Annotated in this window: 21 protein-coding genes; 7 read left to right on the forward strand and 14 right to left on the reverse strand. The window is 69.7% G+C overall.

What is annotated here, in order from left to right; all coding sequences use genetic code 11:
• The first annotated feature begins 187 nt into the window (after positions 1-187).
• Positions 188-1,315, forward strand: coding sequence for an HD-GYP domain-containing protein (locus AC07OY_RS24870; protein ID WP_495045273.1), 1,128 nt, complete (start codon positions 188-190; stop codon positions 1,313-1,315).
• Here AC07OY_RS24870 and AC07OY_RS24875 read toward each other — a convergent pair.
• The 3 genes from AC07OY_RS24875 to AC07OY_RS24885 all read right to left on the reverse strand — a co-directional run bounded on the left by AC07OY_RS24875 (position 1,312) and on the right by AC07OY_RS24885 (position 4,477).
• Entirely contained in the window at positions 1,312-1,740 is a 429-nt protein-coding gene (locus tag AC07OY_RS24875; RefSeq protein ID WP_495045274.1) for a nuclear transport factor 2 family protein, read from the reverse strand. The two genes, AC07OY_RS24870 and AC07OY_RS24875, sit on opposite strands and share 4 nt — an antisense overlap.
• 71 nt (positions 1,741-1,811) lie before the next feature.
• Entirely contained in the window at positions 1,812-4,079 is a 2,268-nt protein-coding gene (locus tag AC07OY_RS24880) for a M56 family metallopeptidase (protein ID WP_495045275.1), read from the reverse strand.
• Positions 4,076-4,477, reverse strand: coding sequence for a BlaI/MecI/CopY family transcriptional regulator (locus AC07OY_RS24885; RefSeq protein WP_495045276.1), 402 nt, complete (start codon positions 4,475-4,477; stop codon positions 4,076-4,078). Before AC07OY_RS24885 ends, AC07OY_RS24880 begins: the two co-directional genes overlap by 4 nt.
• Before the next feature lie 241 nt (positions 4,478-4,718).
• Here AC07OY_RS24885 and AC07OY_RS24890 point away from each other — a divergent pair, with 241 nt between their 5' ends.
• From AC07OY_RS24890 to AC07OY_RS24905, 4 genes are all read left to right on the forward strand, one after another.
• Positions 4,719-5,174: a YciI family protein gene (locus AC07OY_RS24890; RefSeq protein ID WP_495045277.1), complete on the forward strand. Its 456-nt coding sequence runs from the start codon at positions 4,719-4,721 to the stop codon at positions 5,172-5,174.
• Positions 5,175-5,271: 97 nt separating this feature from the next.
• On the forward strand, positions 5,272-6,984 hold the full coding sequence (locus AC07OY_RS24895) for an Hsp70 family protein (RefSeq protein WP_495045278.1): 1,713 nt from the start codon (positions 5,272-5,274) through the stop codon (positions 6,982-6,984).
• Between the two features lie 3 nt (positions 6,985-6,987).
• Positions 6,988-8,742: a hypothetical protein gene (locus AC07OY_RS24900; RefSeq protein WP_495045279.1), complete on the forward strand. Its 1,755-nt coding sequence runs from the start codon at positions 6,988-6,990 to the stop codon at positions 8,740-8,742.
• Between the two features lie 4 nt (positions 8,743-8,746).
• Positions 8,747-10,345: a hypothetical protein gene (locus AC07OY_RS24905; protein ID WP_495045280.1), complete on the forward strand. Its 1,599-nt coding sequence runs from the start codon at positions 8,747-8,749 to the stop codon at positions 10,343-10,345.
• Here AC07OY_RS24905 and AC07OY_RS24910 read toward each other — a convergent pair.
• The gene (locus AC07OY_RS24910; RefSeq protein ID WP_495045281.1) at positions 10,332-11,552 is read right to left on the reverse strand and encodes a 6-phosphofructokinase; all 1,221 of its coding nucleotides are present in this window, start codon (positions 11,550-11,552) and stop codon (positions 10,332-10,334) included. The two genes, AC07OY_RS24905 and AC07OY_RS24910, sit on opposite strands and share 14 nt — an antisense overlap.
• 63 nt (positions 11,553-11,615) lie before the next feature.
• On the reverse strand, positions 11,616-11,969 hold the full coding sequence (locus AC07OY_RS24915; RefSeq protein WP_119041290.1) for a winged helix-turn-helix transcriptional regulator: 354 nt from the start codon (positions 11,967-11,969) through the stop codon (positions 11,616-11,618).
• Between the two features lie 93 nt (positions 11,970-12,062).
• Here AC07OY_RS24915 and AC07OY_RS24920 point away from each other — a divergent pair, with 93 nt between their 5' ends.
• On the forward strand, positions 12,063-13,058 hold the full coding sequence (locus AC07OY_RS24920) for an NADPH:quinone reductase (protein ID WP_495045282.1): 996 nt from the start codon (positions 12,063-12,065) through the stop codon (positions 13,056-13,058).
• A gap of 240 nt (positions 13,059-13,298) precedes the next feature.
• Here the strand turns inward: AC07OY_RS24920 and AC07OY_RS24925 are convergent, their stop codons facing one another.
• The 4 genes from AC07OY_RS24925 to AC07OY_RS24940 all read right to left on the reverse strand — a co-directional run bounded on the left by AC07OY_RS24925 (position 13,299) and on the right by AC07OY_RS24940 (position 18,599).
• A complete protein-coding gene (locus AC07OY_RS24925) occupies positions 13,299-15,512 on the reverse strand; it encodes a putative bifunctional diguanylate cyclase/phosphodiesterase (RefSeq protein ID WP_495045283.1) in 2,214 nt (737 codons plus the stop codon).
• A gap of 129 nt (positions 15,513-15,641) precedes the next feature.
• Positions 15,642-17,921, reverse strand: coding sequence for a YgiQ family radical SAM protein (locus AC07OY_RS24930; protein ID WP_495045284.1), 2,280 nt, complete (start codon positions 17,919-17,921; stop codon positions 15,642-15,644).
• 83 nt (positions 17,922-18,004) lie between these two features.
• Positions 18,005-18,211 carry a cold-shock protein gene (locus AC07OY_RS24935; RefSeq protein WP_199702093.1) on the reverse strand — a complete coding sequence of 69 codons (207 nt, stop codon included), beginning with the start codon at positions 18,209-18,211 and terminating at the stop codon, positions 18,005-18,007.
• A gap of 166 nt (positions 18,212-18,377) precedes the next feature.
• Positions 18,378-18,599: a (2Fe-2S)-binding protein gene (locus AC07OY_RS24940; RefSeq protein WP_495045285.1), complete on the reverse strand. Its 222-nt coding sequence runs from the start codon at positions 18,597-18,599 to the stop codon at positions 18,378-18,380.
• A gap of 106 nt (positions 18,600-18,705) precedes the next feature.
• Here AC07OY_RS24940 and bfr point away from each other — a divergent pair, with 106 nt between their 5' ends.
• On the forward strand, positions 18,706-19,176 hold the full coding sequence (bfr, locus tag AC07OY_RS24945; protein WP_495045286.1) for a bacterioferritin: 471 nt from the start codon (positions 18,706-18,708) through the stop codon (positions 19,174-19,176).
• 225 nt (positions 19,177-19,401) lie between these two features.
• Here bfr and AC07OY_RS24950 read toward each other — a convergent pair whose 3' ends face one another.
• The 5 genes from AC07OY_RS24950 to AC07OY_RS24970 are packed head-to-tail and all read right to left on the reverse strand — an operon-like array spanning position 19,402 to position 23,872.
• On the reverse strand, positions 19,402-19,983 hold the full coding sequence (locus tag AC07OY_RS24950) for a flavin reductase family protein (RefSeq protein WP_495045287.1): 582 nt from the start codon (positions 19,981-19,983) through the stop codon (positions 19,402-19,404).
• Entirely contained in the window at positions 19,980-20,642 is a 663-nt protein-coding gene (locus AC07OY_RS24955) for a DUF6438 domain-containing protein (RefSeq protein ID WP_495045288.1), read from the reverse strand. The genes AC07OY_RS24950 and AC07OY_RS24955 overlap by 4 nt, the downstream gene beginning before the upstream one ends.
• A 9-nt stretch (positions 20,643-20,651) precedes the next feature.
• A complete protein-coding gene (locus AC07OY_RS24960; RefSeq protein ID WP_495045289.1) occupies positions 20,652-21,125 on the reverse strand; it encodes a cyanophycin metabolism-associated DUF1854 family protein in 474 nt (157 codons plus the stop codon).
• Entirely contained in the window at positions 21,126-21,611 is a 486-nt protein-coding gene (locus AC07OY_RS24965) for a RidA family protein (RefSeq protein WP_495045290.1), read from the reverse strand.
• Between the two features lie 14 nt (positions 21,612-21,625).
• Positions 21,626-23,872, reverse strand: a complete 2,247-nt coding sequence (locus tag AC07OY_RS24970) for a cyanophycin metabolism-associated ABC transporter (protein WP_495045291.1) — start codon at positions 23,870-23,872, stop codon at positions 21,626-21,628.
• Positions 23,873-23,922 lie beyond the last annotated feature (50 nt).

A 23,922-nucleotide genomic window follows, 5' to 3' on the forward strand; every position in this document is an offset into this window, starting at 1 on the left:
ACGGGCCTGGCGGCCCGTGACCTTCGTTTACACGGGCGCTCCCGTGTCGGTTGTCACATCCCGCCTTACTGAAAACTGACCCGAGCGCGGCCGACCCCGGCTGTAATCCGCCCCGTCACACATAACAAGGACGTTGGGTTGGCCGGGGCGCATTGGAGACAACGATGCGGGCCACTCGCGGTAGGCCATGAACTTTCAGCCGCTGAGTCTGCACAAGACCCGCTTCCATGCGGGCAAGCCCACGCCGTTCGGCATCTTCGATGTCGGCGGACGTCTGCTGCTGGCACGCGGCCATCAGTTCGAGAGCAGCGAGCAGCTCGAGAAGCTGATCGAGCGCGAAGCGACGGTGGACGTGCGCGAGTTCGACGACACGGCACGCAAGATCGCCAACGCGCGGCGCGACCAGTTGCCCGCCTATTGGGACGAGAGCATGGGCGAAGTGGGCCGGCTGCTTCGCGCCAGCCCCAAGGGTGACTTCACCGAATCCCTGGACGAGGCTTCGCGGCCTCTGCTGGCCCTCATCGAACGCGACCCGGATCTCGCCATCCTGCAGGCGGTGCGCACCGAGGCTGTCGATGGCGGCCCGACGGCCTATGCCAGCCGCCATGCCGTGCACACGGCCACGGCGGCCTGCCTGGCGGCCACGCGCCTGGGCTGGTCGACGGCGCAGAAGCAATGCGTGCTGCGCACCGCGCTGACGATGAACATCTCGATGGCCGAGCTGCAGAACAAGCTCGTGACGCAGGTATCGCCGGTCACGACGATGCAGCGCGCCGAGATCCAGTCCCATCCCGAGCGCAGCGTCGCCATGCTGGAGATGGCCGGCGTGACGGACAGCGACTGGCTGGAGGCCGTGCGCCAGCATCACGAGGAGCACGACGGCAGCGGCTACCCGCTGCGGCCGGCCAAGATCAACGAAGTGGCCCAGCTGGTGCACAGCGCCGACTGCTTCACCGCCAAGCTCAGCCCGCGGCTGAAGCGGCCGCCCCTGCTGGCCGACGCGGCGGCACGGCTGCAGTACCAATGCGCCAAGGGCGACGCGCTGACGGCGGCCCTCATCAAGGAGTTCGGCCTCTACCCGCCGGGCTGCACGGTGCGGCTGAAGTCGGGTGAGGTGGGCATGGTGATGAAGCGCGGCGACAGCGCCAGCACGCCGGTCGTCGCCGTGCTGACGGACCGCCAGGGCAATCTGCGCATCGAACCCGCCAAGCGGGACACGGCAAAGCCCGAGTTCGGTATTGCAGCCGTGGTGCCGCTGGCCGGCCTGAAAGTTCGCGTCGGCCTGGAAAAACTCATCCAGGCCGTTCCGGACTAACTCCTCAGTTCCCAGAGCACGTTGACGATGCGCCAACGGCCATCCACCTGGGCCAGGTGCATGTAGTCGATCCAGGCCTCGGCATCGACGCGCACGCTGGCCGTGCGGCCGAAGACGTCGAGGATCTTCACGTCGGCGCGCTTGCCGGCTTCGGGCTTGCCGGCACGCGAGCGCGTGAACTGCACCAGGGTCATCGCGCCCATGTTCTGCAGCTCGCCGCGGCCGTCGGGCAGCCGCTTGACGATGCGCTTGGCCAGCTCGGGATGCAGCGACCGCTCCATGCGCGCGGCATCGCCGCCGTACCAGCCCTCGATGTAGTCGCGGGCACAGGCCTCGATGCCGGCGGCCTCGGGTTCGGGCGCCGCCGTCGCCGCGGTCGATGCGGCAGCCAGGGCCGCGCTGCTCATGAAGATGCGTCGTTGCAAGATGGGCTCCGTTCAGGCTGGAACGGCGCGCAGCATCGCAGCAAGGGCCAGGCGGCGGAAGTGACTTCCGGCTAGGTCAAGCGGTCCAGCGCGTTCTCGAGCTGGCCGCGCTCATGCTCGCCCATGCCGCGGCCGGCGCGGCGCAGGCGCTCGACGAGGCCGGCTTCGACGGGCTTGGCCGCGCTCATCTTCTGCGCCACGCGCAGCAGCACCTGCAGACGCTCGAAGTCGCCATCCATGCTCTCGGCGCTGGCCAGCACACGCTCCAGGCCCGCCATGCCCAGCCGGGGCCGGTCGAGCAGCTGGTTCAGGGCCTCGCGCCTCTCGAAGCCGCCGCCGATGCTGCCGGCGGCACGGGCATAGGCCTCGACCAGTTCGGCCTCATCGCCCTGCAGGCGGCGCGCGACGGCGCCCAGGGCCTCGCGCTTCTCGAAGTCGCCATGGATGCGGGCAGCGGCCTGGATGGCGGCCGCGAGCACGGCCGGCTGGGGCGTGGCCGACACCTGGGTGTCGATGGCCGTGCGCAGCTCGAAGTCGCCATCGATGCGGCCCAGGGCCTGGGTCCAGGCCGCCAGCACGGCCGGACTGTTGATGAGTCTGGGGGCAAGCGCGCCCAAGGCCTCGCGGCGCTCGAAGTCGCCGTCGATGCCGGCCGCGGCGTCCAGCCAGGCCAGCTGCTGGGGCTCGGCCAGCGGCTTGCGGGCGATGGCACTCAGGGCCTCGCGGCGCTCGAAGCCGCCCCGCAGACCGCTGGAGGCCGCGATGAGACGGTCCAGGGCCGCCGCTGGCAGCGGCGCATCCAGCTTGAGCGCCGCCTCGATGCGGCGGCGGCGCTGGAAGTCCTCCCGGGCACGCTCGACATCGGCCAGCACGGCATCCATGCCGCCCTTGGCGAACAGCTTGCGGGCGCGCACCAGCGGGTCGGTCAGGTTCTCGGCCATGCGCTGCACGGCCTGGGCCCACCACTGGCGGCCGGCCGCATCCAGGGCCTGGCTTTCATTGCCGACGCGGTACTCGCGCTCGATGCGGCCCTCGCCCATGGACTTCAGCACCATCTCGCGCAGCAGCCCGCCCTCGCGCTCCTTCACGGTGAGGGTGCCGGTCAGGGTCTGCACCTCGTCCTCGGCGTCGTTGAAGGCGACCTGGCCATCCAGCCTCACCGAGAAGCTGCCGCCGGGGTAGCGGCTGTACATGCGCGTGCCGCCACGCGAGGAGATGGACAGGTTGTCGGTCAGGCCGCCGAGGTCCAGGCGGTCGAGCAGGTTGCGCCCATCGGTGTGGCTGACGACGACGGCCGGCAGGGCCACCAGCGCAATCAGCATGACGCCGGCCAGGCCCCAGCGCAGGCCGCGGCGTTCGCGCGGGCCCTCGCCCTCGGGCCCGAGCAGGCGGCGCACGCGGGCCATCAGCGGTGAACCGGCGCTGGCGGCACCACAGGCCAGGGCCGGGCCGTGGCGGCCACCCTGGGTCTTCAAGGCCTCGGCGCAGCGCAGCAGGCTCTGGGCCAGGGCGAGGCGCTGGCTGGCGCGCTCGGCGGCGGCGGCATCGCAGGCCAGTTCGGCCAGCAGGTCCAGGCGCCGCAGCGCGATGCGGTTCAGGGCCTGCGGCCACAGCAGGGCCTTCATGGCGGCGGCCAGCAGGCGCCAGGCCGGGTCGCCGCGGCGCAGATGGGCCAGCTCATGGCCCAGCACGGCACGGGCCTCGTCGTCGGGCAGGTCCAGGCACCAGGCCGGCAGGCAGAGCACGCGGCCCGGCGCCAGCAGCGGGCTGGCCCAGCCGGCGCGCGCATGGCGCAGAGCCGGCAGCGGCACGGCCATGTCGGCGGCGAGCTGGGCGGCCAGGGCCTGCCAGCGCGCATCCGCCAGCTCGGGCAGGCGCCGCACGGCACGGCGCAGCCAGGCCCATTGCAGGGCCAGGCCTGCCAGCATCGGCAGGGCGCCCGCCAGCCAGACCGCCACGAAGCCGACGGCGAGGTCATGGGCCTCGGGCACCAGCGAGGTCGCGATCGGCAGGGCGCCCAGTTGCGCGCTGGGCAGGGCGACCACGGGTGCCTCGATGAGGAGGGGCTGGACGTCGGCCGGCGCGGCCGCGGCTTCCTGGACGATGGGCGCAGGGCTGGCCCTGTCGGCCGGCAGGACCGCGGGCGCGGACAGCAGCGGCAGGCTGGCGCTGACCAGGCCGCCCAGCAGGGCCAGGCGCCACAGCGTCTCCTGCGTCGCCGTGGACATGCCGGCCAGCCAGCCCACGCGCTCGGCCGCCCACAGGCCGACTATCAACAGGCTGCTGTGCAGCAGATAGCTGCACAGCCAGGTCAGCAGCACATCGGTCATCGCATTCATCGTGCTTCTCCCTTGCGTTGCTTCAGCAGCGCCTGCAGTTCGGCCAGTTCCTTGGCGTCGACGCCGCGCGCATCCAGCAGATGGCTGACGAGGGCGCTGGCGCGGCCGGCGAACAGGCTGTCGACCAGGCTGCCCACCATGGAGCGCTGCACCTCGCTCTCGCTGACCAGCGGCGTGTACAGCAGGGCCCGGCCCTCGCGGCGGCTGGCCAGCAGGCCGCGCTTTTCCAGCCGGGTCAGCAGCGTCGCCACCGTCGTGTGAGCCAGGTCGCGCTCGCCGCGCAGGCCCTCGGCGACTTCGGCCGTGCTGGCCTCGCCCCGCGCCCACAGCACCCGCATCAGGCCGAGCTGCAACTCGCTCAGCGACACGTCCCCACCACTACCGGTGTCCTCGTCCATGACGATCTTCTACAGTTGTCGTACTACAAATGTAGAAGATTCTTTCGGCCGTCGGCAAGTGCCTTTTGGCAGGGGTCAGGGCGGGTTCCTGAGCCGCTGGCTGAACCACCACAGAGGGCCGTCGGGTCGACGCAGCCAGCCGGGTGGGGTGGGTTTGGCGAAACCAAGGGTTTTCATCGCGGTCTCGCTGGAGCTGGGGTGGGGTTCAATGCTCGCATCCGGACTGCCACGCCGCCACACCATGAAGCTGCTTGCCGCCTGCGCCCTCGCCCTGCTCGCCGCCCTGTCCGCCCACGCCCAGGAGGCGCCCGCCGCCTACGACGCCGCCAAGGCCCAGGCCTGGGGGGCCAATGACCAGGGCCTGCGCTCCTATGTCTTCGTGCTGCTGAAGACCGGGCCGAAGAAGATGCCCGACGGCCCCGAGCGCGACGCGATGTTCAAGGGCCATTTCGCCAACATGGAGCGCCTGGCCAAGGAGGGGCTGCTCGTCTACGCGGGCCCGCTGGACGGCCAGAACGGCCTGCGCGGCCTCTTCATCTTCGCCACCAAGGACCTGGAGGTGGCCCGCAAGGCCGTCGAGACCGACCCCGTCATCGTCAATGGCGAGATGGTGGCCGACGTGCACCGCCATTTCGGCTCGGCGGCCCTGCTGTCGGTCAATGAGTGGCATCCCAAGCTGATCAAGCCCAAGCCCTAGCCTCGGGAAGGTCCCAGCCCCACAGCGCGGGGGCCCGCCCCGGATCGCGGCTGCCGAGCCGCTAAGCTGCCGCCCGTATTCAAGGGAGGCTTCCAACATGATCCTGGGCATCGACCTGGGCACCACGCACAGCGCGGCCGCCGTTTTTCGCGATGGCGCGCCGGTGCTGATCCCCAACGCCCACGGGGACTTCCTGACGCCTTCGGCCGTCAGCCTGGACGAGGAGGGCCACACGCTGGTGGGCCTGGCCGCGCGCGAGCGCGCCGGCCTGCATGCCCAGTCCACGGCCCTGGCCTTCAAGCGCTGGATGGGCAGCGACAAGCGCATCCAGCTTCGCACCGGCAGGCACGAGAAGTCGCTGCGCGCCGAAGAGCTGTCGGCCCTCGTGCTGCAGTCGCTGAAGGCCGATGCCGAAGCCTTCCTGGGCGAGCCGGTCACCGAGGCCGTCATCACCGTGCCGGCCTATTTCAACGAGGCCCAGCGCCGCGCCACGCGCACGGCGGGCGAACTCGCCGGCCTCAAGGTCGAACGCCTGCTGAACGAGCCCACGGCGGCCGGCCTGGCCTACGGCCTGCAGCAGCGCCCCGAGCACAGCAGCTTCCTGATCTTCGACCTCGGCGGCGGCACCTTCGATGTGTCGGTGCTGGAGTACTTCGAGGGCGTCGTCGAGGTGCGCGCCAGTGCCGGCGACACGCGCCTGGGCGGCGAGGACTTCAGCCGCGCGATCGCCCAGCTCTTCGCCCGGCAGGCCGAAGGGCTGAGCAGCGCCGAGCGCCAGGCCTGGCTGGAAAGCGAGACCTGGTGGCGGCTTGCCGAGCAGGCCAAGCGCGACCTGGGCGAGAGCGACAGTGCCGAGATGCGCACCCTCTGGCGCGACCGCCCCCTCGCCGCCACGCTGAGCCGCGCCGACTTCGAGGCCGGCTCCCAGGAGCTGCTGCAACGCCTGCGCCGCCCCATCGAGCGCGCCCTGGCCGATGCCCAGCTCGACCCAAGAAGCCTGGCAGAGGTCGTGCTGGTGGGCGGGGCCACGCGCATGCCCATGGTGCGCCAGCTCGTCACCCGCCTGTTCCAGCGCCTGCCGCTGCGCAACCTCGACCCCGACCTCGCCATCGCCATGGGCGCCGCCGTGCAGGCCGGCCTGAAGGCGCGCGACGCGGCCCTGGACGATGTCGTGCTGACCGACGTCATGCCCTACTCGCTGGGCATCATCGCGGCCACGGCCATCGGCGGCCGCATGGTCAACGACCGCTTCTCGCCCATCATCGAACGCAACACGCCGGTGCCGGTCTCGCGCGTGGAGCAGTACCGCACGCTGGGCGACCAGCAAAAGCACATCCTGATTGACGTGCGCCAGGGCGAGTCGCCGGTGGGATCCGAGAACCTGTCCCTGGGCAAGCTCGAGATCGCCGTCGCGCCCGCGCCCGCCGGCGAGGCCGGCGTGGACGTGCGCTTCACCTACGACGCCAACGGCCTGCTCGAGGTCGAGGCCCACGACTTCCCCGGCGGCAAGCGCCACGAGCTCATCATCGAGAGCCAGGGCGCGCGCCTGAGCCCGGCGGAGATCGCCACGACCCGCGAGCGCCTGCAGGCCTTAAAGCGCCATCCCCGCGACGAGCAGGACAACCGCTACCAGATCGAGCGCGCCAAGCGCCTGTTCGAGGACCGCCTCGGCAACGACCGCGTCATGCTGCAGGACTGGCTGGCCCAGTTCGAACTCGTGCTGCAGACCCAGGACCCGCGCGCCATCCGCGCGGCCCGGCAGCAGTTCAAGGAAGCGCTGGACAGCATCGACACCAGCTTCCGGTTCTGAGCCATGTGGGAGCAGGACTGGGCCCTGCTGGGCATCGCGCCGACAACCGATCTCGCCGCGATCAAGAAGGCCTATGCGCTGAAGCTGCGCGTGACGCGGCCGGATGACGATGCCGAGGCCTACCAGGCCCTGCGCGCCGCCTACGAGCGCGCGCAACAGTGGGCTCGCTGGCAGGCACTGGAGCCGCAGCAGGCCGGCGGGATCGAAATGCCGGCGGCGCCTGCCCCTGTCACCGCCCCCGAGCCGTCACCCGCCGCCGAAGCCGCGCCCCAGCCTGAAGCAGCCGCCCAGGCCGAAGAGCCTGCGCCGCCCGATGTCGAGCCCGAGGACCTGGTGGCCGAGGCGGACGCCCTGTGGCGCGATCATGGCATTGAGGCCCTGCATGCGGCCTGGCCGGACCTGAGCCGGCGCCTGGACGACATCCCGCTGGCGCGCCGCGCCGAGTTCTCGGCGGCGCTGGCGCATTGGGTGCTGAACCAGCCCGGGCTGCCCGATGAGCTGGTGTCGGCCCTGAACCAGCAGTTCGGCTGGCTCGACGACTTCCGCGCGGAGCGGCAGATCGGGCCGGAGCTGGTGCAGGCCCTGCACCACGCCCTCGACGGGCGCCTGCTCGGCCAGGTCGCCGGGCCGGAACTGCGCGGCCATGCCGCGCCGCTGCTGCATCTCTACCAGGTGCTGGACCGCTGGTGGGGCGCGGCCGCCCCGCTGCTGGCCGCCCTCATCGGCCCCGGGCTGCAGCGGCTGTACCGCGGCCTCGACGAGGGCAGCCTGCGCCGGCTCGGCCTGCGCCAGCGCGAGCAGCAGGCCCTGACGACGGCACTGGACATCTCCGCCGTGCTGCGCCTCGGGCTGTGCCTGCCGCCGCTGGCCCTGCTGGCCTGGATGCATCACGGCCAGGCCGAGAAACTGGGCTGGCCGGCCCTGGCCTGGCTGGTCTGCGGCCTGTGCGGCATGGGCTTCGCGTGGGGCGCCGCCGCCGCGCTGCGGCAGGGCCTGCTGCCCCAGCGCCTGGCGGGCCGCTACCACGCCGGGCTGCAGCGGCTGCGCCAGCGCCCCTGGGCGCCCTGGCTCGGGCTGGCCCTGCTGGCTGCCGCCGCCTGGCTGGCCTGGGCGCGCTATGGCGGCCATCACGCCTTGAGCAACGCCGAGAGCGTGCCCCTCACGCAAGCCATCGAGGGCGTGCAATCCATGCGGCTCATCGGGACGGACACGCTGCGCACCGGTTACTGGCTGGACCTGCTGGGCCCGCTGGCTCTCGGGCTGGCGGGCCTGGTCATCGCCTGGCCGCTGGCGGCCCTCAGTGGCCAGGTGCTGGCGGGGCAGGTGTTGCTGCTGACCTATCTGGTCCAGGTGGCCCTCGAAGGCGCCGACAACGGCCCCCTGCGCGGCCTGACCGGCCCTGACCTGCTGGACCTGGTGCAGGGCAATACGCCCGTCATCACGACCTGGTTCGGCTGCTGGGCCTGGCTCGTGCTGGGCGGCCTCGTCCACGAACAGCGTATCGCGGGAGTCGGCTGGCTGGGCTGGCTGCTGCGGCCGGCCACCAATGTGCTGGGCCTGGGCGAGCGCTGGGGCCTGCATCTGGCCGTCACGCCGGCCTTCGCGATGTGCGGCGTCGTCCTGCTGCTGAACCCCGAGATGCGACTGGCCACGGCGCTGTTCGCCTGGGCCATGCTCATCCTGCTGATCGGCCATCTGCAGGCGGCGCTGGAGAGCCGCGGCCTGCGCTGGCTGGCCCGCCTCGCCGGCAACGGCTGACGCCATGTGGGAACAGGACTGGACCCTGCTGGGCATCGCGCCGACGACCGAGCTGGCGGCGATCAAGAAGGCCTATGCGCTGAAGCTGCGCGTCACGCGGCCCGACGACGATGCCGCGGCCTACCAGGCGCTGCGCGCTGCCTACGAGAGAGCGCAGCAGTGGGTGAAATGGCGGCTCGAAGCGCCGCCGGCCGAAGCCCAGGATCTGCCCGCCCTCGCCGTCGAGCCCGCGCCCGCACCTGCTGCCGTCCCGGCGCAAGCGTCCGACGACGCCGCGCCCGCCGACCCGCAGGCCTGGGTCGATGAACTGCATGCACGCTGGCAGCAGCAGGGCGATGCCGCGGCGTTGGCCCACTGGCCGCGGATCCGGGCCTTGCTGGAAGACCAGCCGCTGTCGCAGCGCGGCGCCAGCTCCATCCGCTTCGCGCAATGGGTGCTGCAGCATCACACCCTGCCGGACGCGCTGGTGACCGAGCTGCTCACCTACTTCGGCTGGCTGGGCGACTTCCGCGTCGAACGGCAGCTGGGGTCCGCGCTGGCCCAGGCCCTGCAGCTGACCCTGCACGAACGCCTGGTGATCGCCAGGCCGCCCTCACCGGAAGAAGTGGACCGGGCGGAACCCCTGCTGCAGTTCAAGCGGCTGCGCCAGCAAGGACGCGGCAGCTTGGCCCTGCTGCTCGGCCTGGCCCTGCAGCCCCGGCTGTCAGCCCTGCTGGCCAGCTTCGGCCCCCGCACGCTGGGCCAGCTCGGCCTGGACCTCTACGACCGACGTCAGTTCGACCAGCTGACCACCGTGGCCTGGCTGGTCCGCGCGGCAGCTTTCCTGGCCGTCATTGGAGTCGTCTTCGGCTTGCGCTCGCCCCATCTGCCCGAGCCCGGCGCACTGGCCTTCTTCTGGGGGCTGGGCGCTGTCGTGTGGCTGGGCGCGGCCTTCTGCCTGAGCCTGTTCATGAACTACGGCTTCAGCATGCTGGGCCAGGGGCAGGCACCGCTGGCCGGGCCGCTGGCCCGCTGGCGCCGGCGTCGCAGCCAGCCTGTCGCCGGCCTGGTCCTCCTCGCCGTGGCCGCCCTGCTGGGCATGGCCGGCGATCGCCTCGAAGAGGCCACGACAGGGCTCACCACGTCACCCCACCTGCAGGCCCTGCTCGTCTGGGCGGCGTCGATGGCGCCCTGGCTGCTGGGTCTGGTCGCGGCGCTGCTCGCCTGGCCCCTGAAGCCCGTCGCGGGCACCCTCTGCATGGGGCTGGTGCTGCCCTTCTTCATCGGCGCGGTGTACACGGGCCTGGCGCCCGGCTCAACCTGCCTGGCCGCCAGCCTGCTCTATGTGCTGGTGGGCGCGGCGCTCTTCGAGGGCCGGCTGGCGGCCGGCGACGTCATCACGTCGAGCTTCAGGCCCGTGATCAACACGCTGACCATCGGCGTGCGCTGGGGCTGGCGCTTCGGCCTGCTGCCCGGCCTGCTGGCGCTGGCCTGCGTCTGCGGGCGCAGCGATGCGGTAGCCTGGGCCTTCGCGCTGCCGATCTGGATCGCGGCCACGCTGGTGCTGGGCTTTGGCCAGCAGCGGCTCGAGGCCTGGGCCCTGGCCCGCCTCAGCCGCGCTTGAGCACCTTGGGCACGGCGTTCGGCCTCAGCCGGTAGGCGTCCGGCATGCCCGAGCCCAGCAGCGGGCGCAGATAGAGGCGGAAGGCGTCGGTGACGTCGGTGCCGGCCTCGTTGATGAACTCGTCTTCCATGGTGCGCGTCTTGCCGGCCACGTCGGTGAGCGGGATCAGTTCGTAGTTCACCGAGTAATAGCCCACGCGCTTGATGGCGACCGAGCCGTCGCGGTCGCCGTGGAAGGCGTATTGCACGGCCTTCTCGCCGACCTCCCTGGCCTCGCGCTGGTCCACATCGCTCACGCAGCCGAGGAAGCTGCGCTGCAGATAGCCGAAGGTGTCGCCGCGCACGCGCTTGATGCCGAGCTTGGACTTGATCTCCTCGCACAGCAGGTCGGCCAGGGCGCCGGTGCCGCTGAGCTGCACATTGCCATGGGCGTCGCGCTCCAGCTCGCCCGCCAGCTTGGACAGCATGGGCGTGCCGGAGGCGTCGTGGATGCCTTCGCTGACGGCGATGACGCAGCGGCCGAAACGCTCGTAAGTGGCCTTCACGTCGCGCAGGAACTGCTCGGTGTCGAAGCTGCGCTCGGGCAGGTAGATGAGGTGGGGGCCGTCGTCATCGAACTTCTTGCCCAGGGCCGCGGCAGCCGTCAGGAAGCCGGCATGGCGGCCCATGACGACGCCGACATAGACGCCCGGCAGGGCGGCGTTGTCGAGGTTGGCGCCGGCAAAGGCCTGGGCCACGAAGCGCGCCGCCGAAGCAAAGCCGGGCGTGTGGTCGTTGCCGACCAGGTCGTTGTCGATGGTCTTGGGAATGTGGACGCAGCGCAGCGGATAGCCGGCCGCCTGGGCCTCCTCCGACACGATGCGCACGGTGTCGGAAGAGTCGTTGCCACCGATGTAGAAGAAGTGCGTGATCTCGTGCGCCTGCAGCACCGTGAAGATCTCGCGGCAGTAGGCCGCATCGGGCTTGTCGCGCGTCGAGCCCAGGGCCGAGGCGGGCGTGCCGGCGACCAGCTCGAGGTTGTGGCTGGTTTCCTGCAGCAGGTCGACGAAATCCTCGTTGACGATGCCGCGCACGCCATGCCGCGCGCCGTAGACGGCCGCCACGCCGGCCTGGCGTCGCGCCTCCAGCACGACGCCGACGAGGCTCTGGTTGATGACGGCGGTGGGGCCGCCACCTTGGGCGACGAGGATCTTCTTCGCGAGACTCATGAGCGCTCCTGGGCTGTCGACGAGGACGGCGCAGTTTAGGGGCGCGGGAGTTTCATCGCGGTTTCAAGCGCGCAGCGCGGCCACCTCGGCGCGATGCCTTTCGCCCCAGTCGCGCAGGCTCAGCAGCACGGGCTTGAGACTCTCGCCGAAGGGCGTGAGGCGGTACTCGACGCGCGGCGGCACCTCGGCGTAGACGGTGCGCTCGACGATGCCGTCGGCCTCGAGCTCGCGCAGCTGCATCGTCAGCACACGCTGGGTGATGCTGCCGAGCTCGCGCTGCAGTTCGTTGAAGCGGCGCATGCCGTGCAGCAGGTGGAAGAGGATGACGGCCTTCCAGCGGCCGCCGATGACCTCCAGCGTGGTCGACACGGTGCAGGCGCGCCAGGCCGGCGCGGCGTCTTCGAGCGAGGCGTCCAAGGTGTCCTCCGTGATACCGAGGCAGAAGATTGTGCGTACTTCACAGCGACGGCGCCGCGTGGGAGGCTGACGGCCTTTCTTGAGGAGTGCCCAATGAGTTCCGAACTGCCGACGATGCGCGCCATCCGCTATGAGCGCACCGGCCCTGCCCGCGAGGTGCTGCGCCTGGAGGCCGTGCCCCTGCCCGAACCCGGCCCCAGCGAGGTGCGCGTGCGCGTCCATGCCTCGGGCGTCAATCCGTCGGACGTGAAGAGCCGGCGCGCCCCGCAGATGCGCCACCCGCAGGTGACACCGCACAGCGATGGCGCCGGCGTCATCGAGGCCGTGGGCGCAGGCGTGCCGGCCGGCCGCGTGGGCGAGCGCGTGTGGCTGTTCAACGGGCAATGGAAGCGCCCCTTCGGCACGGCCGCCGAATACGTCGTGCTGCCGGACCGGCTGGCCGTCCCCCTGCCCGAGGGCGTGGGCTTCGAGATCGCCGCCTGCCTGGGCATCCCGGCGCTGACGGCCTGGGAGGCCGTGCATGGCGAGGACGCCGTGGACGGCGAGACCCTGCTGATCCAGGGCGGCGCCGGCGCGGTGGGCCATCTGGCCGTGCAATTCGCGGCGCGGGCCGGCAAGCGCGTCATCGCCAGCGTCAGCTCGGCCGACAAGGCCGCGCTGGCCCTGGCAGCGGGGGCTGAGGCCGCCATCGACTACCGCGGCGAGGACGTCGCAGACCGGATCGCCGAGCTGACGGGCGGGCGCGGCGTGGACCGCGTCATCGAGGTCAATCTCTCGGCCAATGCCGCGCTGTACACGCGCATCGTCCGCCCCGGCGGCCGCATCACGGTCTATGGCTCGGACAACTGGCAGGCCGTGCTGCCGCTGGTGGACTACCTGGTCCACGGCCTGGCGCTGCGCTTTTTCATCGTCTACGAGCTGAACGCGCGGCAACTGGCCGCGGGCATCACAGGTGTGCATGCGGCGCTGGCCGCAGGGCTGGACGTGAAGATCGCCGCGCGCTTTGGCCTGGCCGACACGGCCGCAGCCCACGAGATGGTGGAGGCCGGCCGTCAGGTCGGCAACGTCGTCGTGCTGCCTGGCACCTGAGCGCTCAGCGGCTGGTGTGATTTGCGGGCCGAGCGTCGGGCCGCCCCTAGCCGGCCCGCGTTGGGCGATGTGCTTGCCGGCCAATCCGGCAAGCATCGCCGTCCCCTCGGGGGCTGAGGCCGGACTCAAGAGGCCCAGTGGGCCTCTTGTGCCTGCCGAAGGGCTGCGGCACTGCCGCAGCGCGGTCTGCAAGACCGACCAGACTTGCCCGCGTTCAGCGCGGCAAGCTGGGCGGGGGGCTCATTTCGGCATCCAGGTTTCCAGCTGCTCCGCGGGCATGGGCCGGGCAAACAGCCAGCCCTGGCCTTCATGGCAGCCCAGTCCGATCAGGTACTGGCGCTGCTCCTCGGTCTCGATGCCCTCGGCGATGACGGTCAGGCCCAGGCCGCGGCCCAGGTTGATGACCATCTGCGCGATGGTGGAGCCGGCGGACGAGGCCTGCGCCTCCTGCACGAAGGCGCGGTCGATCTTGAGCCGGTCGACCTGCAGCTGGCGCAGCTGGCTCAGGGACGAGAAGCCGGTGCCGAAGTCGTCGATGGCGACGCTGAAGCCGAGCTGCTTGATGTCGGCCAGCACGCGCAGCACGAGGTCGGCGTCCTCCATGGCCATGGACTCGGTGATCTCGAGCTCGATGTGCTGGCCGTTGACGCCGCAGTCGCCCAGCGAGCGGCGCAGCATGTCGATGAAGCCGGGGTGGCGGAACTGGGCCATGGACACGTTGACGGCCATGCGGAAATCGGCGTGGCCCAAGGCCTGCAGCCTCTTCAGCTGAGCACAGGCGGTGCGCATGACGAACTCGCCGATGGGGATGATGAGTCCGCTCTGCTCGGCCAGCGGGATGAACTGGTCGGGCGGGATGAAGCGGCCGTCCAGCGTCTTCCAGCGCAGCAGGGCTTCGGCACCGATGACGCGGCCAGTCTCGAGGCTGACCTGGGGCTGGTAGACGACGAAGAGCTGGCTTTCCTCGAAGCCGGTGCGCAGGCCCTTGAGCAGCTTGAAGCGCTCGCGGGCGTCGCTGCCCATGGCCGCGGAGAAGTATCGGGATGAGCCGCGCTGCTGCTGCTTGGCGCGCTTGAGCGCGATCTGGGCATCGAGCAGCAGCTCGGACCCGACCGCCGTGGATTCACCCAGGCGCACCAGGCCGGTGGTGGCGGACAGCTGAAGGCGCTCGCCGGCGACGACGAAGGGGTCGGCGAAGACGCCGCTGACGGTCTCGGGGCAGACCTTGGCATGCTCGCCGAGCACGCCGAAGGTGTCGGCACCGACGCGGGCCATGGCCGTGTTCAGGCCCAGCATCTCGCTCATGCGGTGCACGACCGCCTGCAGGACCTGGTCGCCGAAATGGTGGCCGAAGGCGTCGTTGATGTCCGAGAAATCGTCGATGTCGATCAGCGCGAGCGTGACACCGGATGGGTCCTTCAGGTTCTTGTCGAGCAGCTCGACGAAGCGGTTGCGGTTGGGCAGGCGCAGCAGCGGGTCGTTGTAGGCCTGGTCCAGCAGCTGGCTGTACAGCACGACGTTCTCGAAGCCGACGGCAATGTTGGAGCAGAAGGCGCGCAGCAGCTGCTGGTCGAGATCGTCGAGCTCGCGGCCGACGTCGACCAGGGCGGCCATCGCGCGGCCCTGGCCCATGCCGAAGTACAGGACGGTGCCGTCGTCGTAGAGGTTGCGCTCCTCCTGCAGGCAGCGCTCCAGGCGGTCGCGCACGGTGGCGATCTTGACCTGGGCCAGCGGCCGGTCGATCAGGCCGCTGTACTGGCCGGCGGCCGCGACGATGCGGACCTCGTCGCCGGTCTCGCCGCCCACCTGGGCGCAGACCAGGCCCTCCGGCAGGATGCCCAGCAGGGCGCAGAGCTGGGTGACGACGCCTTCGGCGAAGCGGCTCAGGCCGCGCATGCGCGACAGCGACGTGCTGCTGTCGACGATCATCTCCAGGCCGCGGCGGTTGGCCTCCAGCGCGCAGATCTGGCGGTAGGAGCGCACGGCTGCGGTCAGCACCGTGTACAGCCGCGTGCGGGTCAGCTCCGACTTGGTCTTGTAGTCGTTGATGTCATAGGCCTGCACCGTCTCGATCTCGGGCGCATAGCCGGGCTGGCCGGTGCGCAGCACGATGCGCACGGCGTTGAGGCGCAGCTCGTCGCGGATGTGGCGCACCAGCTGCAGGCCGGCGTCCTCGCTCTCCATGACGACGTCCAGCAGCACGACGGCGAGGTCGTCCTCGCTGGCGAGCAGCTGGCGGGCCTGGGCCGCCGAGGAGGCGTGCAGGAAGATGAGGGGCTGGCCTTCGACGGTCAGGCCCTGCATGGCCAGCTCGGTGGCCTTGTGAACGTCGCCGTCGTCGTCGACGATGAGGATGCGCCAGGGCCGGTCGTGCGGGCGGTGATCCGCTTCGGCATGCTCGGGTTCATCGAGCAGCTCGAGCAGGTCGTCGTCTACGGCTGGCGTTTCTTGCATGGGGGGCGAGGGCTCCGGGCGCGGGCGAGGGCCACGTGAGCGGCAGCCTCGTCGATCAAGAGCCGCAAGCGTAGTGCATCCGCGCAGCAGCCGCCACGAAAAGCGCGGGCAAATGTCCCGCTGCTCGCCTTATCGCTTACCGGGTTTGCCCGGACGCGACGGGCTGTTACGAGCTGCGCCCGTCACCCGCGGCGGCAGGCCGGTGTGCTGGGTCAAGAGCTGCCCCTTGCGAGGCGTGGCCGCTTTCATCGGGGCTTTTGCCGCCGGCTTGGCCGTGGTGGAGTTCTTGCGCCGGGCGCTTTCGTAGCTGCCATCCGTGACCGGCTGATAGCTCGGGATCAGGTGGTGCTTGCCGTTGCCGATCAGGTCGGACCGGCCCATGGCCTTGAGGGCCTCGCGCAGCAGCGGCCAGTTGTTGGCGTCGTGGTAGCGCAGGAAGGCCTTGTGCAGGCGGCGGCGGCGCTCGCCACGCACGATGTCCACGCTCTCGCCGCGTGTCTCGTCACGGCTGATGCCCTTCAGCGGGTTCTTGCCGGAGTGGTACATCGCCGTGGCCGTGGCCATCGGGCTCGGGTAGAAGGTCTGGACCTGGTCGGCGCGGAAGCCGTTCTTCTTCAGCCAGACGGCGAGGTTCATCATGTCCTCGTCGCTGGTGCCGGGGTGGGCGGCGATGAAGTAGGGAATCAGGTACTGCTTCTTGCCGGCGGCCGCGCTGGCAGCCTCGAACATTTGCTTGAAGCGGTCGTAGCTGCCGATGCCCGGCTTCATCATCTTGGACAGCGGGCCGTTCTCGGTGTGCTCCGGCGCGATCTTCAGATAGCCGCCCACATGATGCGTCACCAGTTCCTTCACGTACTCGGGCGATTGCACGGCCAGGTCGTAGCGCAGGCCGGAGCCGATGAGGATCTTCTTGACGCCCGGCAGCGCACGCGCGCGGCGGTACATCTTGATCAGCGGGTCGTGGCTGGTGTTCAGGTTCGGGCAGATGCCCGGGTAGACGCAACTGGGCTTGCGGCAGGCAGCCTCGATCTCGGGGCTCTTGCAGCCGATGCGGTACATGTTGGCCGTCGGGCCGCCCAGGTCCGAGACGATGCCGGTGAAGCCCTTGACCTTGTCGCGCATCTCCTCGATCTCGCGGATCACGGAGTCTTCCGAGCGGCTCTGGATGATGCGGCCCTCGTGCTCGGTGATGGAGCAGAAGGTGCAGCCGCCGAAGCAGCCGCGCATGATGTTGACGCTGAAGCGGATCATTTCCCAGGCCGGGATCTTGGTCGCGCCGTCATGGCTGCCGGTGTCGTCCGCGTAGCTGGGGTGCGGCGCGCGGGCGTAAGGCAGGTCGAAGACATGGTCCATCTCCGGCGTCGTCAGCGGGATGGGCGGCGGGTTGATCCAGAGGTCGCGCTCGCCGTGGCGCTGCACCAGGGCGCGGGCATTGCCCGGGTTGGTCTCCAGGTGCAGCACGCGGTTGGCGTGGGCATACAGCACCGGGTCGCTCTTGACCGTCTCGTAGGCGGGCAGGCGCACCACGGTGCGCTCGCGCGGCGGCATCGCGATGCGGCCGGTCTTGTGGATCTTGATCGGCTTGGGCGCGTCCGGCGCGTCGTTGGACGCGCAGGCCTTGTTCTCTTCGATGATCTGGTAGGGGCTGATCAGCTCGTCGATGCGACCCGGGCGGTCCACCTCGGTCGAATCGAGCTCGAACCAGCCCTCGGCCGTCGGGTCGTCGTCGCGGCGCATGAAGGCGGTGCCGCGCACGTCGGTCAGCGCCTCGATGGGCTCGCGGCGCGCCAGCCGGTGGGCGATCTCGATGATGGCGCGCTCGGCGTTGCCGTAGACCAGCAGGTCGGCCTTGCTGTCCACCAGCACGGAGCGGCGCACCTTGTCCTGCCAGTAGTCGTAATGGGCGATGCGGCGCAGCGAGGCCTCGATGCCGCCGATGACGATGGGCACGTCCTTGAAGGCTTCCTGGCAGCGCTGGGTGTAGACCAGGGTCGCGCGGTCGGGGCGCTTGCCGCCCTCGCCGCCCGGCGTGTAGGCGTCGTCGCTGCGGATCTTCCGATCAGCCGTGTAGCGGTTGATCATGGAATCCATGTTGCCGGCCGCGACGCCGAAGAACAGATTGGGCTTGCCCAGGGCCTTGAAGGCGTCGGCGCTGTTCCAGTCCGGCTGGGCAATGATGCCGACGCGAAAGCCCTGGGCCTCCAGCGTGCGGCCGATGACGGCCATGCCGAAGCTGGCATGGTCCACATAGGCATCACCGGTGACGATGATGATGTCGCAGGAATCCCAGCCGAGCTGCTCCATCTCCGCCCGGCTCATGGGCAGGAAGGGGGCGGGACCGAAACGCTTGGCCCAGAAGGGGCGGTAAGCGGTCAGGGCCTTCGGAGCGGTGACGGGCAGTGCGGACATAAGAGGTGGATTGTCGACGGCAGGCCCAGAAAGCACAAAGCCCGCGCGGGGCGCGGGCTCGGGGCACTAGGCCGGGGCGTGAATTACAGCGCGCGGATGTTCGCGGCTTGCAGGCCCTTGGGGCCCTGCTTCACTTCGAATTCGACCTGGGCGCCTTCGGCCAGCGTGCGGAAGCCGCCGTTGTTCTTGATTTCGCTGTGGTGGGCGAACAGGTCCTTGCCGCCGTCAGCGGGCGTGATGAAGCCGAAGCCCTTGCCGTCGTCGAACCACTTGACGATGCCGGATTGCATGGTGCTCATGAGAGTTTCCTTGGTGTTGTTGAATCAAATTCGCCCTCAGCCCGAGCGGCTGCGGCAAAACACAACACACAAGATCAGACAGGACGGGCGCCGGCGGCGATTGCCAGCCGAAGGATGGGATTGTAGGGGCAGGCCAGCTGCCCCTTGACGAGCCGTGTCAGGCAGGCATCAGCATAGGGATGGCGACGGCCGCGTTGCGGGCCCGGGCGCCACCCTGGATGCGGCTTTCCTCGAAGACTTCGCAGGCGCAGTCGCGGCAGGCGCCACAGGCCGTGGCCACGCGCAGGTCGTCCTGCAGGGCCTCGAAATTCGGGCAGCCCGACGACGCCGCAATGGCGATGTCACGGTCGGAGACGCGGTGGCAGACACAAACAATCATGGGTGCGAAGTCTAATGCGAATCGATCTCATTTGCAAAAAGAGCGGTTTTGCCGAAGGGCTTTCGCTCGCGATACTGGCGGCAAATTCACGAATCTGGAGCCCTCCATGAAAGGCGACCCCCAAGTCATCGCCCACCTGAACGCCCAGCTCAAGCTCGAGCTGACCGCCATCAACCAGTACTTCCTGCATGCCCGCATGCTGAAGAACTGGGGCCTGATGAAGATGGCCAAGCATGAGTACGAGGAGTCCATCGAGGAGATGAAGCACGCCGACAAGCTCATCGAGCGCGTGCTGACGCTGGACGGCCTGCCCAATCTGCAGGACCTCGGCAAGCTCTACATCGGCGAGAACGCCGTCGAGACGATGGAATGCGATCTGAAGATCGAGAAGATGGGCTACGCCCACCTGAAGGATGCCGTCGCCTACTGTGAGAGCGTGCGCGACTACGTGTCCCGCGAACTTTTCGTCGCCATCCTGGACGACACCGAGGAGCACATCGACTACCTCGAGACGCAGCTGGAACTGGTCAACACCGTCGGCCAGCAGAACTATCTGCAGTCACAAATGGAGGAATGAAGCCCCTCGCCCGGTCCTGTTTCGGCTGAACGCCGGCAGGCCTGGTCGGCCCCCCCCCGAGGGGACGGCGATGCTTGCGGCATCGAGCCGCAAGCACATCGCCAGACGAGCCGGCTCGGGAACTGGAGTCGGACACAAGCAGTCCCTGCGGACTGCTTGTGCCTACGGAAGGACATTGGCCTCTGGCCAATGGCAGGCCCAGCGCTCGGCCCGAATTACTCTGCTTCACCCGACGGTGTCCATCCGCCGGGCCTGCACGGCCTGGGCTGCCACACCGAACAGGCCGGCGCCCAGGTGGTGCAGGGTGTGCAGGTCGGCGTTGTCCGCCGTGGGCGGGAGCCAGCGCCCCTCCTTGAAGATGCGCTCATCGGCCTGGGCCGACACCACCTCGCCGAAGAAGCAGTCATAGGCCAGCTGGGCGTGCGGCTCCTCGATCAGGCGGCATTCCAGATGCGCCACGCAGCCGCGCAACAGCGGCAGCGCCAATACCGGGCCGGCGTCCGCTTCCAGCCGGTAGCGCTCGAACTTGTCGCCCTCGACCCCGCTCTCGCTGCCCAGCGTGTAGACGATGTCCGCCTGGCTGGCGCCGGGCACGCTGAGCACGAACTGCCCCGAGGCCGTCACCAAGCCGCGCGTGAAGGTGCTCTTGTCGATGACCACCACGATGCGCGGCGGCGTGAACTCAACCGGCATGGACCAGGCCGCGGCCATCAGATTCCGGCGTCCTTCATGGGCGCTGCCCACCAGCACGGTGGGCCCATGGTTGACGAGACGGCTGGCGTGGCGGAGTTCAACGGGTTTCATCATCGTTCGCGTGCGCTGTCGGGCCAGGGTTCGTAGGGCACCCGCTCGCCGCCCGGGCCCAGGCAGTAGCCGCCCGAGGCGCTGGTCCAGACCGGCAGCCAGCTGGGTTCCAGCACCATCGGGGCGCCATCGCGCAAGAAGCGGGTCACCTGCCCTTGCGACGCGCTAAAGCTCAGGCTGATGTCCAGTTGCCGGCTCCGGCCCGCCACTCGCGACCTGACCGCCGCGACGGGGGCATCGATGATCAAGGGCTCGGCGACCGCCTCCCGCAGCGCGACATCGGCCGCGGCCAGTACGGCCTCGGCCTGCCGGACATTGATCTGGTACTTGTGCGGGCCTGCCTTGCAGGTGAAGAGCAGGCCCTCGTATTCGACGCCGCCATGGCGGTCCAGCCTGACGCGATAGGACGGGCAAGTGCCTTCGCAGGTCGAGAGCTTCCATTCGACAAAGTCGCCCGGCTGCAATTCAGCCCCGGCATCCACACGCCCGCCCAGGGCCTCGACGACCTGCAGCTCCTGGCGCGACGGCAGCAGCGCCCCGCTGCAGAACAGGAACATCGCCAGCATCAGGCCGCCGAACAGCAGCAGCAGGGCCGGGAACGTCGGCACCACGAGCAGCGCCGGTGGTTCTTCTTCCGTGGACCTGGCCTTGAAGACGTCCACGGCGCGCCCTCAGAGGAAGCGCTCCAGCAGCTTCTTGGAGTGCTTGTCCAGGGCCCAGCGGTCGGCCACCTGCAGCTGCACGCCGTGGGTGGACGTGATCAGCAGCCGCCCCTCTTCCAGGCGGCGGATGTCTTCCTCGCTCTTCAGCACGAAATCGACCTCGCCGCGGTCGGTCTCGATGCGCCAGGTGCTGGGCGTGGCAAAGGTGTTGACCGAAATCAGGCGCTTGAGCGTCGGGTGGAACTCGCGGGCGGCCAGCTCGGCCTCCAGCAGGCGGCGCGGGCCCTCGGGCAGGGCCGACAGGCGCTCCACCCAGGCGAGCTCATGGCCGTGCGAGCCGACCAGGGACAGGCCCTCGTCGGGCGCCGAGATGGGATGGGCGCGTACCGGCGTAACGGCCACATGGGTGTCGCCGTTCAAATCGGTCAGCAGCAGCCGGCCGTGGGCATCCAGACGCAGGTCGCGAAAGGGCAGCGTGCTCATTCAGGACTCCGTGGCGCTGGCGATCAGGTCGAGCTCGACCGACGCATTCTTGGGCAGCTGCAGCACGCCGACCGAGGTGCGGGTGTGGGCACCGGCCGGGCCCAGCACGCGCCAGATCAGGTCGGAGGCGCCGTCGGCCACTTCGCTCTGCTGGGTGAAGCCGGCCTCGCAGTGCACGAAGACCGTCACCCTCAGCACGGCCTGCAGCCTGTTGAGGCTGCCCAGCTCCTGGCGCAGCAGGGTCAGCGCGCGCAGCGCACAGATGGCGGCGGCCCGCTTGGCGCGTTCCATGCTCACTTCGGCGCCGACGACACCGGTCACGGCGATGTGGTCGCCGATGCGCGGGATCTGGCCGCTGAGGTAGAGGGTGCGGCCATCGCGCACCAGCGAGGTGTAGCGGCCGCCGATCTGCAGGGGCTGACTGGGGTCGAAGCCATGCTCAGCGCAGGCCGCGTCCAGCTCCAGGTCTCGTTCGCTTGTCGTCATGTCAGTCGTCCACTTCAGGCGTTGGCGGTATGGGCGCTGGGGTTGGGGGCGACTTCGTGGTCTTCCAGGTCCTCCTGGTCCACGCGGCGGGCCTGGGCTTCCCAGAGGCGCCAGTAATGGCCCTGCATGGCGATGAGCTCGTCGTGCGGGCCCAGCTCGACGATCTCGCCACGGTCCATGACGACGAGGCGGTCGGCCTTGCGCAGCGTGGACAGGCGGTGGGCGATGGCAATCGTCGTGCGGCCCTTCACCAGGTTGTCCAGGGCGCGCTGGATTTCCTTCTCCGTCTCGGTGTCCACCGCGGACGTGGCCTCGTCCAAGATGAGGATGGCCGGATCGATCAGCAGAGCGCGAGCGATGGAGATGCGCTGGCGCTCGCCGCCCGACAGGCCCTGGCCGCGCTCGCCCACCAGGCTGTCATAGCCATGCGGCAGGCGCAGGATGAACTCGTGGGCATGGGCGGCGCGGGCGGCGGCGACGATCTCGTCGCGGGTCGCGTCCGGCTTGCCATAGGCGATGTTCTCGGCGATGGTGCCGAAGAACAGGAAGGGCTCCTGCAGCACCAGGCCGATGTGGCGGCGGTAGTCGGACACCTTGACGCGGCGCAGGTCCACGCCGTCGACCTTGATGGCGCCCTCGGTCACGTCGTAGAAGCGGCAGATCAGGTTGACCAGCGTGCTCTTGCCCGAGCCGCTGTGGCCCACCAGGCCCACCATCTCGCCGGGACGGATGTCCAGGTTCAGCGAGCGGATCACCGAGCGCGAGCCATAGCGGAAGTTGACGCCCTGCATGGAGATGGCGCCGGTGACGTTCTCGAAGGCCTGGGGGTTGACCGGGTCGGGCACGTTGGAGACGTGGTCGAGGATGTCGAAGATGCGCTTGGCGCCGGCGGCGGCCTTCTGCGTCACCGACACGATGCGGCTCATCGAGTCCAGCCGTGCATAGAAGCGGCCGATATAGGCCAGGAAGGCCGTCAGCACGCCGACCGTGATGCTCTGGTGGGCGATCAGCCAGATGCCGATGCCCCAGACCACCAGCAGGCCCATCTCGGTCAGCAGGGCGACGGTGGGCGTGAACAGGCTCCAGGTCCTGTTCAGGCGGTCATTGACCTGCAGGTTCTTGGCATTGGCCTCCTTGAAGCGCCGCGCCTCGCGCGCCTCCTGGGCGAAGGCCTTGACGACGCGGATACCGGGGATGGTGTCGGCCAGGATGTTGGTGACCTCGCCCCAGACGCGGTCGATCTTCTCGAAGCCGGTGCGCAGCCGGTCGCGCACCAGGTGGATGAGCCAGGCGATGAAGGGCAGCGGCACCAGGGTGGCCAGGGCCAGGCCGGGGTGGATGCTGAACAGGATCACCGAGGTCATGCCCAGCATCAGCACGTCGGTGATGAAGTCCAGCGCATGCAGGCTCAGGAACACGCTGATGCGGTCGGTCTCGGAGCCGATGCGGGCCATCAGGTCGCCGGTGCGCTTGCTGCCGAAATACTCCAGCGACAGGCCGAGCAGATGCTCGAAGGTGGCCGTGCGCAGGTCGGCCGCGATACGTTCTGACACCAAAGACAGCAGATAGGTCTTGGCCCAGCCCAGGCCCCAGGACACCAGGGCCGCGCCGAACAGGCCGCTGAGCAGCCACATGACGAGGCCGGGATCGATAGCCTGGCCGTTCTGGAAGGGGATGAGCACCCGGTCCATCAGCGGCATGGTCAGGTAAGGCGACACCAGGGTGGCCCCGGTGGCCCCCAGCATCAGCGCGAAGCCCAGCAAGAGCTGGCCCTGGTAGGGCCGGGCGAAGCGCCACAGCCGCAGCAGCACCCAGGTGCTGGGCGGCGCGCTGGTCTCGCCGAAGTCGAAGGCCGAATCCTCGCCCTCCTCCTCCTGCTCGCGCACCGCATGGCCCGACACCCGCTCCACCTCGCGGTCGAAGGCGTCGACAAAGCGCACCGCCGTGGGGTTGCAGGCCAGGGTGAAGCGCCAGCGCGCCAGGCGCTGGTGGGAGTCGAACAGCTCCATGAAGGCCAGGCCGCCATGGTCGCTGAGCTTGAGCACCTGGCCCGGCGCCAGCGGAAACTCGCTCCAGGTCCCTTGGCCGGGTTCGAAGGCCAGCAGGCGTGAATTCGTCAGCGCGACAAGCCCTTGGGCGAAGCGGCCCTGGGCGTCCAGGTCAACCTCTTGCGTGGCCACCACGTTCTCGCCAGCCAGAAGCCGCCCCTGCAGGGCAGCCGTTTGTGGATGAGGCGTGGTCACGGGAGGTTGGTCTTGCATGTTGTTGTTCGCTCTTACGGACGCAGCCGATTCTCCTTCATGACTTCGGC

The sequence above is a fragment of the Roseateles sp. GW821-FHT09H10 genome (assembly GCF_059415865.1).

Excerpts from the sequence above, each read along its gene's own strand:
- AC07OY_RS24900 (WP_495045279.1), top strand. The coding sequence starts at position 6,988 with ATGTGGGAGCAGGACTGGGCCCTGCTGGGCATCGCGCCGACAACCGAT.
- AC07OY_RS24950 (WP_495045287.1), bottom strand. The coding sequence starts at position 19,983 with ATGATGAAACCCGTTGAACTCCGCCACGCCAGCCGTCTCGTCAACCAT.
- AC07OY_RS24940 (WP_495045285.1), bottom strand. The coding sequence starts at position 18,599 with ATGATTGTTTGTGTCTGCCACCGCGTCTCCGACCGTGACATCGCCATT.
- AC07OY_RS24920 (WP_495045282.1), top strand. The coding sequence starts at position 12,063 with ATGAGTTCCGAACTGCCGACGATGCGCGCCATCCGCTATGAGCGCACC.
- AC07OY_RS24870 (WP_495045273.1), top strand. The coding sequence starts at position 188 with ATGAACTTTCAGCCGCTGAGTCTGCACAAGACCCGCTTCCATGCGGGC.
- AC07OY_RS24880 (WP_495045275.1), bottom strand. The coding sequence starts at position 4,079 with ATGAATGCGATGACCGATGTGCTGCTGACCTGGCTGTGCAGCTATCTG.
- AC07OY_RS24910 (WP_495045281.1), bottom strand. The coding sequence starts at position 11,552 with ATGAGTCTCGCGAAGAAGATCCTCGTCGCCCAAGGTGGCGGCCCCACC.
- AC07OY_RS24935 (WP_199702093.1), bottom strand. The coding sequence starts at position 18,211 with ATGCAATCCGGCATCGTCAAGTGGTTCGACGACGGCAAGGGCTTCGGC.
- AC07OY_RS24970 (WP_495045291.1), bottom strand. The coding sequence starts at position 23,872 with ATGCAAGACCAACCTCCCGTGACCACGCCTCATCCACAAACGGCTGCC.
- bfr (WP_495045286.1), top strand. The coding sequence starts at position 18,706 with ATGAAAGGCGACCCCCAAGTCATCGCCCACCTGAACGCCCAGCTCAAG.
- AC07OY_RS24895 (WP_495045278.1), top strand. The coding sequence starts at position 5,272 with ATGATCCTGGGCATCGACCTGGGCACCACGCACAGCGCGGCCGCCGTT.
- AC07OY_RS24885 (WP_495045276.1), bottom strand. The coding sequence starts at position 4,477 with ATGGACGAGGACACCGGTAGTGGTGGGGACGTGTCGCTGAGCGAGTTG.
- AC07OY_RS24965 (WP_495045290.1), bottom strand. The coding sequence starts at position 21,611 with ATGACGACAAGCGAACGAGACCTGGAGCTGGACGCGGCCTGCGCTGAG.
- AC07OY_RS24905 (WP_495045280.1), top strand. The coding sequence starts at position 8,747 with ATGTGGGAACAGGACTGGACCCTGCTGGGCATCGCGCCGACGACCGAG.
- AC07OY_RS24960 (WP_495045289.1), bottom strand. The coding sequence starts at position 21,125 with ATGAGCACGCTGCCCTTTCGCGACCTGCGTCTGGATGCCCACGGCCGG.
- AC07OY_RS24925 (WP_495045283.1), bottom strand. The coding sequence starts at position 15,512 with ATGCAAGAAACGCCAGCCGTAGACGACGACCTGCTCGAGCTGCTCGAT.
- AC07OY_RS24890 (WP_495045277.1), top strand. The coding sequence starts at position 4,719 with ATGAAGCTGCTTGCCGCCTGCGCCCTCGCCCTGCTCGCCGCCCTGTCC.
- AC07OY_RS24930 (WP_495045284.1), bottom strand. The coding sequence starts at position 17,921 with ATGTCCGCACTGCCCGTCACCGCTCCGAAGGCCCTGACCGCTTACCGC.